At 41.0% G+C, this 15,251-nt stretch carries 14 protein-coding genes and 4 tRNA genes; all 18 read right to left on the bottom strand.

What is annotated here, in order from left to right:
- Positions 1-162 (bottom strand): GTP-binding protein (locus ACYVIL_RS09490; protein WP_460312017.1); only part of this gene is annotated, 162 nt, incomplete at its 3' end.
- Positions 163-223: 61 nt separating this feature from the next.
- Positions 224-299, bottom strand: a tRNA-Thr gene (locus ACYVIL_RS09485).
- An 8-nt stretch (positions 300-307) separates the two neighbouring features.
- Positions 308-382, bottom strand: a tRNA-Gly gene (locus ACYVIL_RS09480).
- 92 nt (positions 383-474) lie between these two features.
- Positions 475-559 (bottom strand) — tRNA-Tyr (locus ACYVIL_RS09475).
- An 8-nt stretch (positions 560-567) separates the two neighbouring features.
- Positions 568-643, bottom strand: a tRNA-Thr gene (locus ACYVIL_RS09470).
- A 188-nt stretch (positions 644-831) separates the two neighbouring features.
- Complete coding sequence (locus ACYVIL_RS09465; protein WP_303475851.1) at positions 832-1,560, bottom strand: type III pantothenate kinase; 729 nt, start codon at positions 1,558-1,560, stop codon at positions 832-834.
- On the bottom strand, positions 1,544-2,512 hold the full coding sequence (gene birA, locus ACYVIL_RS09460) for a bifunctional biotin--[acetyl-CoA-carboxylase] ligase/biotin operon repressor BirA (protein WP_303475855.1): 969 nt from the start codon (positions 2,510-2,512) through the stop codon (positions 1,544-1,546). Before birA ends, ACYVIL_RS09465 begins: the two co-directional genes overlap by 17 nt.
- Complete coding sequence (murB, locus tag ACYVIL_RS09455; protein ID WP_303475857.1) at positions 2,509-3,495, bottom strand: UDP-N-acetylmuramate dehydrogenase; 987 nt, start codon at positions 3,493-3,495, stop codon at positions 2,509-2,511. Before murB ends, birA begins: the two co-directional genes overlap by 4 nt.
- Before the next feature lie 182 nt (positions 3,496-3,677).
- Positions 3,678-5,837, bottom strand: a complete 2,160-nt coding sequence (locus ACYVIL_RS09450) for a S9 family peptidase (protein WP_460312298.1) — start codon at positions 5,835-5,837, stop codon at positions 3,678-3,680.
- 96 nt (positions 5,838-5,933) lie between these two features.
- Positions 5,934-6,506 (bottom strand): DUF4136 domain-containing protein, encoded by a 573-nt coding sequence (locus ACYVIL_RS09445; protein WP_460312297.1) that lies wholly within the window; start codon positions 6,504-6,506, stop codon positions 5,934-5,936.
- Positions 6,507-6,697: 191 nt separating this feature from the next.
- Positions 6,698-8,011 carry a tetratricopeptide repeat protein gene (locus ACYVIL_RS09440; protein WP_460312296.1) on the bottom strand — a complete coding sequence of 438 codons (1,314 nt, stop codon included), beginning with the start codon at positions 8,009-8,011 and terminating at the stop codon, positions 6,698-6,700.
- Positions 8,012-8,024: 13 nt separating this feature from the next.
- Complete coding sequence (locus tag ACYVIL_RS09435; protein ID WP_303475865.1) at positions 8,025-8,633, bottom strand: energy transducer TonB; 609 nt, start codon at positions 8,631-8,633, stop codon at positions 8,025-8,027.
- A 6-nt stretch (positions 8,634-8,639) separates the two neighbouring features.
- The gene (locus ACYVIL_RS09430) at positions 8,640-9,041 is read right to left on the bottom strand and encodes an ExbD/TolR family protein (protein WP_008845615.1); all 402 of its coding nucleotides are present in this window, start codon (positions 9,039-9,041) and stop codon (positions 8,640-8,642) included.
- A 30-nt stretch (positions 9,042-9,071) separates the two neighbouring features.
- Entirely contained in the window at positions 9,072-9,593 is a 522-nt protein-coding gene (locus ACYVIL_RS09425; protein WP_216046392.1) for a MotA/TolQ/ExbB proton channel family protein, read from the bottom strand.
- Between the two features lie 4 nt (positions 9,594-9,597).
- Positions 9,598-10,974 (bottom strand): MotA/TolQ/ExbB proton channel family protein, encoded by a 1,377-nt coding sequence (locus tag ACYVIL_RS09420; protein ID WP_460312295.1) that lies wholly within the window; start codon positions 10,972-10,974, stop codon positions 9,598-9,600.
- 13 nt (positions 10,975-10,987) lie between these two features.
- Entirely contained in the window at positions 10,988-11,755 is a 768-nt protein-coding gene (locus ACYVIL_RS09415) for a DUF3450 domain-containing protein (RefSeq protein WP_303475874.1), read from the bottom strand.
- Positions 11,756-12,302: 547 nt separating this feature from the next.
- Complete coding sequence (locus ACYVIL_RS09410; RefSeq protein WP_460312294.1) at positions 12,303-13,001, bottom strand: CpcT/CpeT family chromophore lyase; 699 nt, start codon at positions 12,999-13,001, stop codon at positions 12,303-12,305.
- A gap of 978 nt (positions 13,002-13,979) precedes the next feature.
- A complete protein-coding gene (locus ACYVIL_RS09405; RefSeq protein WP_303475880.1) occupies positions 13,980-14,960 on the bottom strand; it encodes a transposase in 981 nt (326 codons plus the stop codon).
- Positions 14,961-15,251: the final 291 nt, after the last annotated feature.

Below are 15,251 nucleotides of genomic sequence, written 5' to 3'. Positions count from 1 at the left end.
TGGAGCGTTATCGATTTGATCAAACGCTGATGCAGCACCACCATAGGTCTTTGCTAGAACTGTAGTGATTGCCGCTGTTAGCGTCGTTTTACCATGGTCAACGTGGCCAATTGTACCGACGTTTACGTGGGGTTTCGTACGTTCAAACTTTTCTTTTGCCATCTTAAATTTTTCCTAGCAAAGTAATTAAAAAAAAACCTAATCAATAAGTTGGGGGGAGAACTGGTGCTGATAGGCAGATTCGAACTGCCGACCTCACCCTTACCAAGGGTGCGCTCTACCAACTGAGCCATATCAGCACTAAATTTGGAGCGAGCAGTGGGAATCGAACCCACATCATCAGCTTGGAAGGCTGAGGTAATAGCCATTATACGATGCTCGCAAACCTATTCTCTATCCACCTTGTTGAAAGTGGTGGCGTGACACATTGCGTCACACCATACACCTGATTAAACTGCAGGTGCACAGTAAAAATGGTGGAGGGGGCAGGATTCGAACCTGCGAAGGCTGAGCCGGCAGATTTACAGTCTGCTCCCGTTGACCGCTTGGGTACCCCTCCAGGATTGATGGTGCCGACTGCCGGAGTCGAACTGGCGACCTACTGATTACAAGTCAGTTGCTCTACCAACTGAGCTAAGTCGGCACTGCATCAAGTGGGTGCGCATTCTAGAGTAATGATCCTAAGGGTGCAAGAGCATATTTGGAAAAAATAAGGAAAAAATGCAGATTTATTTAAATAAATGGTTTAGTTGCCTAAAAAACCTACTGAAGACAAGAAATGGCGAAAATAATTGTGCTTTTTTACAGCAATTTTGAATAAATTTTTTTAAATTATTTTTCAGGAATAAAGCGACTTAATCCCTCTAAAACCAAATCAGGTTTAAATAACACTTTCTCATCAACACAATTTTCTAGTAATTCGCCATCACCGCCACACAAAAATATTCGGTAATCATCGGCATAACGACTAATTAATTTGCGAGTGCTGTGTAAAAATCCTTCTAACATAGCCAATCCTCCCATATTGACACACTCAGGAGTGCTTTTTCCGAGGGTTAAACCATCAGGTGTGTGATTATCACCAAATACTTTAGAAGTTTGACTGGTCACTGCTGTACGCATCAATTTAAAACCTGGGGCTATCCATCCGCCTAAGTGTTGTTCTCCCACTACCAAATCGCAGGTTGCCGCTGTGCCCAGATCTAAAATAGCTACTGGCAATTGGGTATGAAGACGCGCTCCTAATACCGCAAGCCAACGATCAACACCTAGCGTCTGGAACTGCTCATAGGCACAACTAATACCAAAGGCTGACGCTTGAGTAGTGACCTGTTTAAAGGGAACATTATGAGACAAACACAGCTGCTTAATTTTAAGTATTACCTCATCATTTTGCACACTGGCGGCGATTACATATTCAGCACTGCTAATTTGGCTTTTTAAATTTTCAATAGAATCACATACTTGAGTTGCTATTTTTGCACCTAAAGGATCAACTGCAGCGTACTTAATCCGGCTATTACCAACATCTATCAGTAATCGATTATGCGGGCCGGACACTGATTTCGCCTCCATGGTAAGTTTCGATTTTTCCGTCTCTTTCAAGCAAAAGAGCCCCGTCGTTATCAATCCCCTTCACTTTGCCAAACACACATTGATTACCAATCATTAATTTCACAGGTTTGTTGTAGAAGTAATCCAAATCCGCCCACTGACTAATGAAAGGTGTTAAACCTTTAGTTTCAAATATAACTAGTGCTTTGATTAACTCATCGATCAACGTTGCCGCGAGTTTATTACGGTCAATAACCAAACCTGTTGCTTGCGCCAAATCTATCCAAGGCTGATCAATTTCTAAGTCTTTGGTAGGTAAATCAATATTCAACCCTATCCCTAGAATACAATCACAGGCAGAGCCCATTTGCCCTTCCACTTCAACTAAAATACCTGCAAGCTTTTTATCTTGAAGATAAACATCGTTTGGCCATTTAAGCATTGCGCCTTTTACAGAAAGCGTTTGCAATGCCCTCACTACAGCAATACCTATTACTAAACTTAACCCGTTGATTGCCTGATATCCACCAGCAAAAGACCAGAACATCGACATATAAATACTAGAGCCATAGGGAGACACCCAAGTGCGTCCTCTTCGTCCTCTACCGGCTGTCTGGGCCTCAGCTAAACACACATAACCGTTGCTCGGAGTAACCTTCATATCTCTGATAAATTGATTGGTTGAATCGATAACATTTTGCACGTTAATTTGGGACTGCATGATTTGTGGTAATAACTGCGCAATTTTACGATGTTCTAATAAGGTTAAGGGTTTAGCTAATCGATAGCCTTTTCCTGTCACACTGAATATATCCAAACCTAAATCACATAGGCCTTTGATGTGTTTTGAAACAGCCGCTCGGCTCAATCCGAGTTCCTTGCCTAACACCTCTCCTGAATGGAATTGTCCGTCAGCCAAACGTTGCAAAATTAGGGTACGCGAAAAATTAAAGGTCACAGCTTTACCAACCCTTTGTTACCGATTAAATTGACTTCATTTTCTAAGTGGATAGAAAAAGTGCTTTCTACCTTAGCTTGAATATGACGGGCCATCTCTAACAACTCAGCGCCACTGCCTGTGCCATTGTTAGTAAGTACCAGGGGCTGGCTTGGGTGACACTGAATACCACCTATTTGTTTACCCTTTAATCCAAGATGGTCAATTAACCAAGCAGCAGGTACTTTAACGCTATTATGATCCACCGAATAACAGGGTAAATCAGGCCAGTCGCACTGCAAACTTGCAAAATGCTTATTGCTCACTAAAGGGTTTTTAAAAAAGCTACCCGCATTGCCAATATCCTTAGGATCGGGCAGCTTAGCTTGACGAATAGCGACCACTTGCGCAAAGATTTGTTCAGGACTAGGTTGCTTCAGTTTGGCTAACTCGCCGTAGTGATTACATGCTTGCCAGCGTTTGGGAATATGCAGCACTACCTGAGTGATAATAACCTTCCCAGCTAATTGACGTTTGAAAATACTATCTCGGTAACCAAACTTACATTCTTCATTGGCCAGCACCTGTTGTTCGCCGCTGTCAATATCAATACATACAACTTGCTTAATAAATTGATTTAATTCAACACCATATGCACCAATATTCTGTATCGGAGCCGCGCCCACAGAACCCGGAATTAAAGCAAGGTTTTCCAATCCAAAAATACCGTTTTGCATGCAAAAGCAGACTAATTGGTGCCAATTTTCGCCACTATTGACGGTTAATTGAAAATAATCACTAAACTCCTTGATTGTCTTACCCTTGGAGTCCACTTTAATAACAGTACCGTCAAAATCCTCCAGAAAGACACAATTACTGCCTTCGCCTAGGATCCATAATGGTGCGTCAATGCTCTTTAGAATAGAGAAATCATTATCAACTGATATCAATTTTTTACTACGAGCAGATAGCCCAAAAGTGTGCAGGGGTGTGAGTGAATGCAAGGTTGCTTCCAAGATATTTTTGCACAGTTTAACGAAAATAAGCTATGGGTAACAAGTGTTGCGTTTAGTTTGCTCAGATAATTGCTTAGAATTTCAGCTAAATAGGTGCTTTATCCGGCTCAACTCCCCGAAAATAAAAAGCCCGATATGAATCGGGCTTAGTGCATTTTTAACTAGATTATTTATTGGTCTATTTCATGACTTTTTAAAATAAACGCAAATTCTTCTGCGTAATCGCGTAATCTGCCATAGCGACCACTATTGGCAAAATGTCCCGCCCCCATATTAATTCGCATGATAAGCAGGTTGTCATCAGTCTTTAATTCACGCATTTTAGCCGTCCACTTAGCAGGTTCCCAGTATGTTACGCGGGGGTCGTTTATTCCGCCGCTGACCAACATCGGAGGGTATTCCTTAGCTTCAATGTTATCGTAAGGAGAGTAACTTGCGATGAGATCGTATGCCGCAGAGTCTTCTATGGGGTTACCCCACTCTGACCATTCTGGTGGTGTTAACGGCAACGAAGCGTCGAGCATAGTATTGAGTACGTCAACAAAAGGCACGCCGAGAGTGACTGAGCGCCATAACTGTGGAGCTTGATTGGTAACCGCGCCCATTAATTCGCCGCCGGCGCTACGTCCTGAAATAGAAATATTACCCTCAGAGACATAGTTTTCTTTAATTAGATACTCAGCCGCATCAACAAAATCATTAAAGGCATTGTTGCGTTTTTCAAGTTTACCGTCCAAATACCATTGGTACCCCAAGATGTCACTACCGCGAACATGGGCGATGGCGTATGCAAACCCCCGATCCAATAAACTCAGTCTAAGGGTAGAGAAGCCCGGAGGAACCGTGATCCCATACGCCCCGTAACCATAAAGGTGCAATGGTTGTTCACCGTCCTTTTTGAACCCTTTTTTATACACCACTGAAATCGGGATCTCTACACCGTCTCTCGATGGAGCCATAAGACGCTCAGTAACGTACTGAGATTTGTCATAACCAGATGGAATCGACGTTACTTTTCTGGTTTGCAGGTTTTTATCGCTAACCTGATAATCAAACACAGTTTCAGGCGTTACCATAGATTCATAATCAACACGCACAAAGTCTTGTTCAAACTCAGAGCTATTGCCTAGAGCAGCCGAGTAAACTTGCTCAGGGAAAGCGATATCATGGGAGTTTCCCTGATAATCTAAGATTCGAATTTTATCAATTCCTTTTTCTCTGGCCTGCAATGCGATGAATCCCTTAAACGTTTGCATGCCTAATAGATAAAGGTCGTCAGTACCCTCGATTAGTGTCTGCCAATTATCGTAAGAGGGTTGGTCATCATCTACGCTTACAAACCGAAAATTCTTATGAGTATCGTTAGCTAAAAGGTAAAACTTACCATTTGCATGGTCTAGGGTGGCGGAAAATTCTTGTTCCCTGGCAATTAATTTAGTTGGCGTGGCTAACAAATCGTTACTCGGCAACACGTGATATTCAGTAACTTCTCGCTGTCCAGAAGCAAGAATTAAATACTCTTGATCGCTCGAGTAATTAAACCCTAAGAAAAAACCATCATCAGCTTCACTGATTAATATTTTATCCTCAGCTTGGGCACTACCAATTTTGTGAACATTTACACTTGCTGTTCGCCATTTGTCTTTCTCTAATTTGCCATAAATGATCGACTGGCTATCGGCACTGAATGCTACCGAGCCGCTGAGTTCAGTAACTTCATCTGTTAAGTATTTTCCTGTTTGCAGATCAATGATACGCGCTTTGTATCGTTCGGCGCCGTCGGTATTGAAAGAATACACTAACAAGCGGTTATCCGGGCTCACATCCCAGTCACCTAAACTGAAATATTCAAAATCCTTAGCCAATTCAGTTTCATCTAGAATAACGGCTTCTTCACCCGTCGCAATATTTTTGCGACTGCGTGTACGGTATTCTTCCCCCTCGCGATAATACCAACGATATTCGTATCCGTTGTCAATCCACGGAACGGACTCTTCCTGTTCGTTTGTACGTCCTTTGAATTCTTCAAAAATGGTATCAACTAGCGGCTTGTTTGGTGCTAAAAATTGGTCGAAATAGGCATTTTCTTCAGTCAAATAATCAATAATAGGCTTATCATTAACTTCCGGATAGCCGGAGTCTTTAAGCCAGTGGTACGGGTCGTTTAGCGCTTTACCGTGATATTTTGCCGTATAATCTTGTTTAGCAGCCACAGGAGCTGCAACGGTGAGTTGTTTTAATCTGGGATAAGTTTGCATTTCGGGTTCTTTATCGTTTGCACAGGCGGTTAATAATAAAACCGGTGCCAGTATGGTGAGTGCTAAGCGCATTGGTCGAATGTCCCTATTTATTTTTTTTAAACGTTAATAATACGGTGCGTGAAAAAATTTACCAGATAAAATAAGTAACTTATTGTAAACCTAGATTTAAGATCCATTTCGAGACAAAGGAAAGCGCTCAAGAAGCTCATTAATAGCGACAGTCTGTGCTTTAGCTAAACTAGCACTATTGTCGGTTTTAAAGTCGTGATGATTCGTTGCTGACCAAACTAACCTATCGTTTATCAAAACTTTCATACTGACGACAGCCACGGATATTTGATCTGCGCCTATGGGTAAACTCACTCCCCCTCCAATGCTTACTCCACCAGAACGTCCAAAAGAACCGGTGCCAAGGCCGATTGAAAAACTACTGTCGTTTTCTCGGTAATCAATATAGTGGTCGAGTTCTACGAGCGCATCGGTATAACCAACGTCACCTACGAGTTTGTTATTCGCTTCTAAAAACTGCGACACTTGGCTAATAAGACGATTGGCACTCAAGCTGTCTTCTTGGTTTCGAGAGACCACAGAATAACTTTTAAAAGCACCAAAATTGGTATTTTGATCGGTGTCCATCACTATATTGTTTGAGCTACATGCACTGAGCAAACCAAGTCCAATACACAAGATCATGATCTGGCTTAGCTTTTCTGAAAAATTAGTAAATTGGCTTAACATTGGAATTCCTTGGTGTAATCAACTTTCAATTCATTGCACTATGAATTGATTAATACTCGAGGGAAACAAAAATGATCACTATGTATGACCCTAAGTTTAGTCACAAGTTTAGTTGAGTTTCACAAAGGAATACAATCCGCATGTCAGTGAATGACAATACGGATTGGTATATTAGGCTATTTTAAAGCGGTTTAAGAGGCGCTTAATTCGGCTTGTAATTGTTCGGTTGAGGACTTTTCAGACTGAACGAATTTACGCCATTGCTGCGCCATACCACGACTGGTAGGGTGTTTTTCTGCTTCAGCTAACTGATTTAACGCATCCACATAACGTTTCTGATTAAAGTAGGACATTCCCAATACCAGGTGGGTGGTACCCTGATTCCGTAAACCACCTTTTTCTAATGCCTTTTGGGCACTTTCAATGGCTTCTTCAAATCTATCCATATTTAACAAAATTTGCGCTAGTTGGGCATCCAGTTCACCATCTTCAGATAAGGCAGCAGCAGAGCGCATTACTGGAACTGCTTTTTCATTTTCTTTCGCAAGGGTCCATGTTTGCGCTAAAAACTTCAAGTTACGCAGGTTTTTCTCTAGAACGCCATTCTCCATGGCTTGTTCCATTAATCTGGCACCTTTGTAGGGTACTTGATGATAGTAATAAAGTTGCGCCAAATTGAAAACGTCTGAGGCTTTAGTGATGTAATCACTTTGGTAAGCAGCTTCAAGAATCGCAAGCTGTTTCTTTTCAAACCCTAACTCACCATACATGCCTGCAAGTTGCACCCAATACTCTGGACGATCAAATAGCTTAACCATCTTTTCCAGCACTTTAGTAACTTTTTCAGGCTGCTTTAATTCATAATAAATGGCCCGCTGTAATACATACCAGTTTTCGTCTACCTTATAGCCTTCTTCACTATTTTCTTGCTGCAAAATCGCTTCATTAATATATTCAGATGCGGCTTGATAGTCTTTTTTCTGGTACATAGCTTGCGCTTTAAGCACTAAATTTTTAACCGGTAACTTACCTGGCTGTAACGCTTCCCACCGTTCAAGGTATTCAATGGTTTTGTCGTAGTTACCACGCATCATTTGCAACTGAGCCAAACTAAACAACGTGCTCTGCTCAAATGATTCAGGGATAGGCTGTTGCTCTACAACAGTTTCAAATGACGCTATCGCTTTGTCATAATCTTCCGCATTGTAGTAAATAAAGCCATAGAAATTATGTAGCATAGCCAACTCATAGCTATTCATTGAGCTTTCTTTTGACTTTACTACATCTAATATTTCTAGCGCCTCTTCGGTATTACCTTCATCGGCGACTTTTTGTGCTCTTGCCAATTGGTCGTACACACGAGTACGAAGGGCTGGCGTTCTGCGCGTTTTTCTTTCACTTGCACTGTTATCTTGAGCAACCGCCTTTGGAGCAGTGACAAATGAAGATACCAGTGTAAATGAGCTTGCCAATAAGATGGCTAAAATGCATTGTGTTATTTTCATGCGTGCCTCTTAGTTAACCATCAATCTGGAAAGTAATGCGGTTTTGCACACCAGACACTTCAGCTGGTTCACCATTGACGACTCTCGGTTTATATTTGAATTTCATAGCCGCATCCATCGCCGCTTGATTGAAAATATCCGGAGGCGTAGCTTCGACTACGCGAATGTCTTTTACCGCCCCTAATTTAGATACCGTAAATTCAACAATTACAAAGCCTTCAATACCGCGAGATAACGCTCTGCGCGGGTACACTGGCGCAACTTTAACGATAGGAAGATATTCACCATCACCAGACTCTAGCGCTAATCCCCCACCCAGGGCCACATCGCCACCCACATCAGCTTCAAACGCTATGCCGCTGCCATCAGCATCAGGCGTAGGTGAATCCATTTGCGGTTGTTCCATCTGTGGTGGCGGCTCTTTAGGTGGTGGTGGCTTACGTGGTTTGCGATCTTTTTGCTCCACGGTTTCTTCTTTTTTCAGGCGCACGAAATCAAGTACTGCACCAGGCTTAGGGTCTTCTAACGTCTGGTCACCACTGGCGATAAGCGCTTGCATTAAGAAAAACAAACTTACCGTGATGAAAAACGCCACTACTACTGCCAGAAGGAGTCTTGCCATTATATTTTACTCTTGTGCTGCGATAGAAACGTCGTAGACACCCGCGGCTCGCGATGCATCCATGACTTTAATAAGCGTTTCAGTGGTCGCTTTGCGATCAGCTTGAATCACCACAGTACCTTGTGGGTTTTCGGCTTTTAAGCGTTCAATGTTTGCTTGCACTGCGCGCACGTCGACTCTGCGTTTATTAATCCAAATTTCACCTTTGTCGCTAATTGCCACTAAGATGTTTGCACGATCTTTCTTCACTGCTGTTGCCGCTTCAGGTCGGTTTACATCGATACCTGATTCTTTAACGAATGATGCAGTTACGATAAAGAAGATCAACATGATAAATACGACGTCCAACATCGGTGTCATATCGATTGTTGCTTCTTCTTCTTCAACTAAATTCTGAATTTTTCTCATAAATACTCTTTCTTCACGCAGGCCTAAGCCCTAGCGTTGAATCTCCAATGCATCTTCTAGATGTAAACGTTCGGTTTTTGCAGTTCGCGTTAGCCATGTAGACGCAAATACGCCAGATAACGCCCCGACCATACCAGCCATTGTTGGTATAGTGGCTTGGGAAACCCCTGCGGCCATAGAACGGGCATTACCACCGCCAGACATTGCCATTACATCAAATACCACTATCATTCCCGTTACAGTTCCCATTAGTCCCAATAAAGGACATAGGGCAACTAGTGCCTGAATAATGGGCAAACTGAAACGCAACTTAAGACTGACTCTGGAAATCATTGCCTGTCTAATTTGATGGGCATTCCATGAGTTTCGATCACTCCGAGCTTGCCACGTGGAAATGGTCTGCTTTTTAAATTGCTTATGACCATATGTCACATAGAAAATCCGTTCGAGTATCAAAATCCACATCACGAAAATCAGTGCACCGATTATCAGAAGGATAATCCCACCCGTTTCAGTGAAGTCTCTTATTGATTCAAAGATTTCTACAAACATCGTCTTATGCCTTTGTGCCAGACTGAGTTTCTGCTCTTTCGGCAATGACTCCCGCTGCTTGTTCTTGCAATATCGCTACGATATTTTTGCTTTGGGTATTAAGCAGTGCATAAAGCAGTGTGGTAGGAATTGCGACAACCAAACCTAGAACAGTTGTAATCAATGCCGATGAAATACCGCCGGCCATAATTTTCGGGTCGCCTGTACCAAATAACGTAATTTGTTGGAAGGTCACAATCATACCGGTCACCGTTCCTAGTAATCCACCTAGAGGAGCGACGACTGAAATCATCTTCACAAGCGTTAAGAAACGGCCTAGTTTAGGTACTTCAGCTAAGATTGCCTCGGTCAAATGCAATTCCAGGGCTTCAGTGTCAGCATTTGGATGCTCATCTTTTACTTTAAGCACTCGGCCTAAAGGATTGCCTTCGGAGATTTTGCTAGATTTGAGTTGCGAATTCACTTTCGCACCTACAAGGGTTAGTACTACAAAGCGCCAGAAAGCAACCAAGATACCTACAGCTCCGACAGCAATAATAATGTAACCTACAAGGTCACCTTGATGGATACGTTCTTCAAGACTTGGCGCTTGTACTAGCAAGCCTAAAATAGTGCCGCCTGTTGGATCTAATCCGAAAGAAACCAATTCTCCATCAGAACTTTGTAAAGCTGCTGCGCTGCTTGTATAGCGGTCTGCAGGTTGACGAATTAATTCAGCTACAGTATCAGTTTCGCCTTCGTATTTAAGGTATTTACCGTCAGAAACCAAAGCAAAAGGTCCAACTCGAACCACTTCTTTGTTAACTTTAGCGCCACCCGCTTCAACAACATCGGTAGTGAATTTAGTCACCTTACCTGATTCAGTCATTTCACGCTGAATTTCAAACCACACACGTTCTATTTCTTCAATTGAGGCCAATTTAGAACTAGTCCCCATTGATTGTGCCATCTCATCTAAAAACTCAGAACGACCGGAGATTTGCGCAGAAACCGTTGAGTTATAAAATTTATTCTTGGTGTCACCAGCAACCTGCTGCAACACACCGAATAATTCTTTTAAAGAACCCAGGCGTTTATCTAAAGCGTCATTCAAATCAGCTAATTTGAACTCATTTTCTTCGAATTGTGTTTCTAGCTTCTCTGACGTATTCAACTCACCATTGCGCTTTGAGGTTATGTCTCGTAGCATTTGATCTTGCTCAGCGCGTTTTTGTACAAACTCTTTTTCACGCTGAGTATTCTGTTGGTTCTGTTGATATTGGCCTTGCTCTAATTGTTTAAGCAATGCATCTAAATCTAGTGGTTTACTTTCCTGAGCGAAGGTAGCTCCGGCAAAAGTAGCGACCAAAAGAACAGCAGTATTTCTAAATAATTTTCTCATGGTGTCTACTCTCTTAATCCGTAATCGCAACTGGTAACATCAACAAATCAGGTGCCATTTGTTTCTTGGCCATTCTCAGACCTTTAGTGATTTGGGTGCGGTAGTCAGAAGAAAGAGGTTCCCACTGACGAGTTTGTTTATTCCAAATTCCCTGCATACTTGCATCACGAGTTTGGTATATAAGCGCTGTTCTGCCGATACGCAGGAAGTCCACGTTTCTTTCCTGGCCTTCAATAGTGTGCAAACCAGGATAAGCTTCTAAGGTGCGACCGTAATCCATTTCAACTTGATAAGCTTCCATTACGCGTCTGAATTTTTCTGAAGGAGCAACGTCTGCACGGTCCATCATGTTACGTAGATCAATGATGCGGTTAGCGCGCTCTTCGCCTAAAAACGGCACATCTAATTCCACAAACTGTGCTAATCCATCAATCATGCGAATCATCAAAGGGGTAATCTGACGTTCAATAACACTGACTTCATCAATCGCATTATTTAAATCCAACATTTCCTGTTGTTGATTGGCGATTTGCTTTCGCAGTTGCTCGTTGTAAACCATCAAGCCGTCAATTTCTTTGTTGATAGTTTTAAATTGCTGCAACTTGCTGCCAATTTGATCAGTAATATTGTTGATCTTTGATTGGGAATCAGCGGCAGATTCATTAATTTCAGCTGCGGCATCAACCACAGGTTGCAATTCTTTGTCCTGCTGCGCAACGGCAGCTTGACCAGTCAACAGACTAACGAACAGTGCTGCAGACAATGTTTTTATAAGTTTCATACAATCAAACCCTAGAGTGGAATCGGGTTGGTTTACAACCAACAATAAAATCTGAGGGCAAGGATAGGGGCATAGTGTGACAGTATTATTACAAAACCTAATAGAATGTAGATAACTACCGCCGAATCAAAAAATGAGCTAAATAAGGAACATAAGCAGCTGTTTTTAATAACTAAAGTGTGTTTTCAACTGTTCGTATCTAAAGTTTCATTCGATAAAATCAGAGAGCAAAAAACTATCATCAACAGGTCGTTTTTTACGGTTATGTGACAACTTCGCTGAATTTTTAGGCAACTAACTAGCAAAACCGATAAAAATCAGTAATTTAACAAAAAAGTGAATCACAAAAGCTAACAAACAGAGGTAGCTAAGCAGAGGAATACCAGAACATGATTATTGTGTTAATTTAGGCAATCAGAAGGACAATTGAAGTTCAGCAAACCAATACATGGTAGAGGTTACCTAGCGCAGGTTATAAAATTTCATATAAAAGCAGTCATCTAACTATTTGACTGCTTTCACGTTTAATTTATTACATTAAAAGTGTTTAATTAAGGTCATAGGTTTCTGTATATAAATGGATAGTGGGCCCTTGATCACCGCGCTTAAACTTAGCTCCTTGCTTGGCCACACCATTTTCATCGTAAAATGAATGCCAATCATTGCGCACCAGAGTTCCGTCTTTCATTTTGGAAATTTCCACATGTTGAAGTAAGTATGACTTACCAATAGTGAAGCACTTTTGGTGCGTATTAACCCCTGAAAAACGCGCAAATTCAGGAATCCAATGATAGGTTGCATTGCAACCGGCTACCGTGGAAAGTTCGTCCATTTTGATAGTTTCAAAGGCTTCAGGATCATCACCTTTTCCCCAAAAAGACAAGCCATGCTTTATGTTTTTGAAAGAGTATAAATCTACCTTCAAATTTCCAAAGTCATTACGATATAAGTGCCAAATTTGATTACGGTCGGGTCTGACATCGGGTTGACTGGTTTCATAATAGATCCAATAGCCATCATTGCGTTTATGCCAAATGCGTTGGAAACGTAGTTCGCTTAATCCCCAACGTGGTTCTGCTTTGGCGGCGAGATCTTTATCCCGTTGTTGAACATTTGTAGTAAAGCCTAAATGCCACTGGACGAATTTCTTTAACATTGTGTCGTCTTCAAGATTTTGAGCTTGAGCAGACAACAGTCCTGCTGCAGAGATCACTAAAGTTATCAGTAAGTTTTTTATGATTTTCATAACTATACGCCTTTGTAAATTATTATATATGCTCTGAACATACCAACTGAAAACCATCAGCAGCAGTCTAAATATGAGTAAGCAGCAATTACCCTGATCGGATAATTAAATTTATAGTACACAGCAAAAACACTAAAGCAATGTCATTATGGCAATAGCTCTAGAGATGTTTTCTCTATTTTCTGATGATTAATTGAGGAAAATATACTTAAGAAGAAACGTAAAAAGAACAGCAAAAAAAGTAATTCAGGGGCGCCCTCCCCCCATGGAATAGCAACTTTCAAGGATCAGTAGAGTGGATGATTAAAAGCTAGTCACTATTAAATGCAAGCTAAGTTCCCGAGTAATAATATTCGCAAATTCTAAATCAATTAATAATGTTACAAATTATTAGTACTGACAATCGCTGCCTTTGAAAGTTAGATGATCCATTTTGGGCTAGCTCTCACCAGTATTCACTTCCTAATTCTATTCATTCATTTTGCACAATTTCTGCACATTTGTTTTGTATCTTTACTGTCTATTTAGATACAGCGTATTAATCAACTTCAGAGTATTCGCAGTTGATGCGTGAAAAAATTAAAGGACTTATAATGCTGAAACAATTTCACTCAAACTCTTCCTACACATTGAATAATATTGTAAAACTAAACTTAGTGATTGTTATCTTCGCTTCTTTACTTTGGTTAACCGCTTAATTATTTAGACACCCATAATTTAATAATTATTTAGACACCCATAATTTAAAGATAATTAGTTAGATAATTAGTTAGACACCCAAGTAGATGAATAAGCGATCCTAAAGCCAACCGCTAAAAACAAAACGATGCTCTTTATTATTGCTTTGAATGAGAGTTCGAATAGAAAACTGAAATAATGGGGCTATATAAAGCGATTACATTCTTTTAGCGCGTATTGCAGGCAGCAAAAAATTACCTATGGTTAGGATGATTAAAACAAATTTGGATGTTTTTTTGTTTAGGAGTGTTGTAATAAAGCTTTGGCCTTTGCTATTCCACGTATTCGTTGATGGCCAGTATGCTGTTTAAATTGGTACATCATTTGTTCATTACCTACTGCTGAGTAAAAATGTTTTTCAAACTCTGTAGTAAGCGTAAGCCATTGCTTCGAGTTTAATCCAAGACTTTCTAAAATAGGGCTATACTGCTGTTCAATATAACCAGTTTTGTCTTCTCGAATGCACCTGCCTGTGCAGTCTACGAGTTCACAATAATCAATTAAGCTAAACGCAATACCTTTAGTTGTATCTTGTTTGTGATTTCCCACAAATTGCATCAAGTTTTGAGGTTGTTCACCTTTAATTAAAGCCTGAATACGTTGTTGTATGCTGGTATATTTTGAGGTTTTTGGTGTTTTTCGTAGCTTCGCCCGGATAGGGTTTAGATCTACATAGGCCATGCAGGCGAGGACGGCCGATTCATCTAACAAAGCCTGAGATTTAAATCTACCTTCCCAAAATCGTCCAGTGCACTCATCTTCTTTGTTTGCTTCTCTGGCGATGTATTCATTGAGGTTACGCATGAACCAACTGATGTCGTACAAGCGTTTACGATAGATGTTAATCGTTTCATGTAAAGTGAGTAGCTCACTTTGACTGAGTGACTCGCCATTCATAAATCGTTGACTAAGCAAGGTACCTTTGTGCAGTTGATGCCAACGATACAGGACTTCTTTCGGTGACCAAGTGGCTGCATCTTGTTTATCAACACATAATACAATATGGGTATGATTACTCATGACAGCATAGGCACATACATCAATTGCAAAAACATTGGCCAAATGCATCAAACGCCGCTCTACCCAACCTCGTCTATGTTCATAACTTTGTCCCGTATATTCATCTTCACCGCACAAAAATGAGCGACGAACACACCGGGAAACACAATGGTAATAAGGCGTATCAACAAGACTAATTTGAGATTTACGTGACTGCGGCATAACGAACCATCCATGGTTGTTTTAGTAATCTAAAGCTTAGAACAAATAGAAAAAACTGCCACAACTTCTTGGTTGCCTTATTTAAAGTGGGTGTCTCGTTAAGGATCTGGTGTCTCGTTAAGGATCTACTCATTAAGGCTATTTATAAAATTCTTAGTATGGATGTCCTGAATAAGAGAAGAGGTTGTGCTTAGTTAGTGTACACCCTTCCCTATTTATTTAAGCAAGTTTGGTAAACAACATCCACGCAAAATGGTAATGAAGTTGGTAATACAATCACTTACAAGTTTG

This window comes from Aliiglaciecola aliphaticivorans (assembly GCF_054782055.1).
This window is presented reverse-complemented; position numbering and strand designations above follow the sequence as displayed.

What these genes read in the sequence shown, in the direction of transcription:
- ACYVIL_RS09435 (WP_303475865.1), bottom strand. Translation starts at nt 8,633, where the DNA reads ATGGCAAGACTCCTTCTGGCAGTAGTAGTGGCGTTTTTCATCACGGTA.
- ACYVIL_RS09445 (WP_460312297.1), bottom strand. Translation starts at nt 6,506, where the DNA reads ATGTTAAGCCAATTTACTAATTTTTCAGAAAAGCTAAGCCAGATCATG.
- ACYVIL_RS09420 (WP_460312295.1), bottom strand. Translation starts at nt 10,974, where the DNA reads ATGAGAAAATTATTTAGAAATACTGCTGTTCTTTTGGTCGCTACTTTT.
- ACYVIL_RS09440 (WP_460312296.1), bottom strand. Translation starts at nt 8,011, where the DNA reads ATGAAAATAACACAATGCATTTTAGCCATCTTATTGGCAAGCTCATTT.
- ACYVIL_RS09425 (WP_216046392.1), bottom strand. Translation starts at nt 9,593, where the DNA reads ATGTTTGTAGAAATCTTTGAATCAATAAGAGACTTCACTGAAACGGGT.
- ACYVIL_RS09410 (WP_460312294.1), bottom strand. Translation starts at nt 13,001, where the DNA reads ATGAAAATCATAAAAAACTTACTGATAACTTTAGTGATCTCTGCAGCA.
- ACYVIL_RS09415 (WP_303475874.1), bottom strand. Translation starts at nt 11,755, where the DNA reads ATGAAACTTATAAAAACATTGTCTGCAGCACTGTTCGTTAGTCTGTTG.
- ACYVIL_RS09405 (WP_303475880.1), bottom strand. Translation starts at nt 14,960, where the DNA reads ATGCCGCAGTCACGTAAATCTCAAATTAGTCTTGTTGATACGCCTTAT.
- ACYVIL_RS09430 (WP_008845615.1), bottom strand. Translation starts at nt 9,041, where the DNA reads ATGAGAAAAATTCAGAATTTAGTTGAAGAAGAAGAAGCAACAATCGAT.
- ACYVIL_RS09450 (WP_460312298.1), bottom strand. Translation starts at nt 5,837, where the DNA reads ATGCGCTTAGCACTCACCATACTGGCACCGGTTTTATTATTAACCGCC.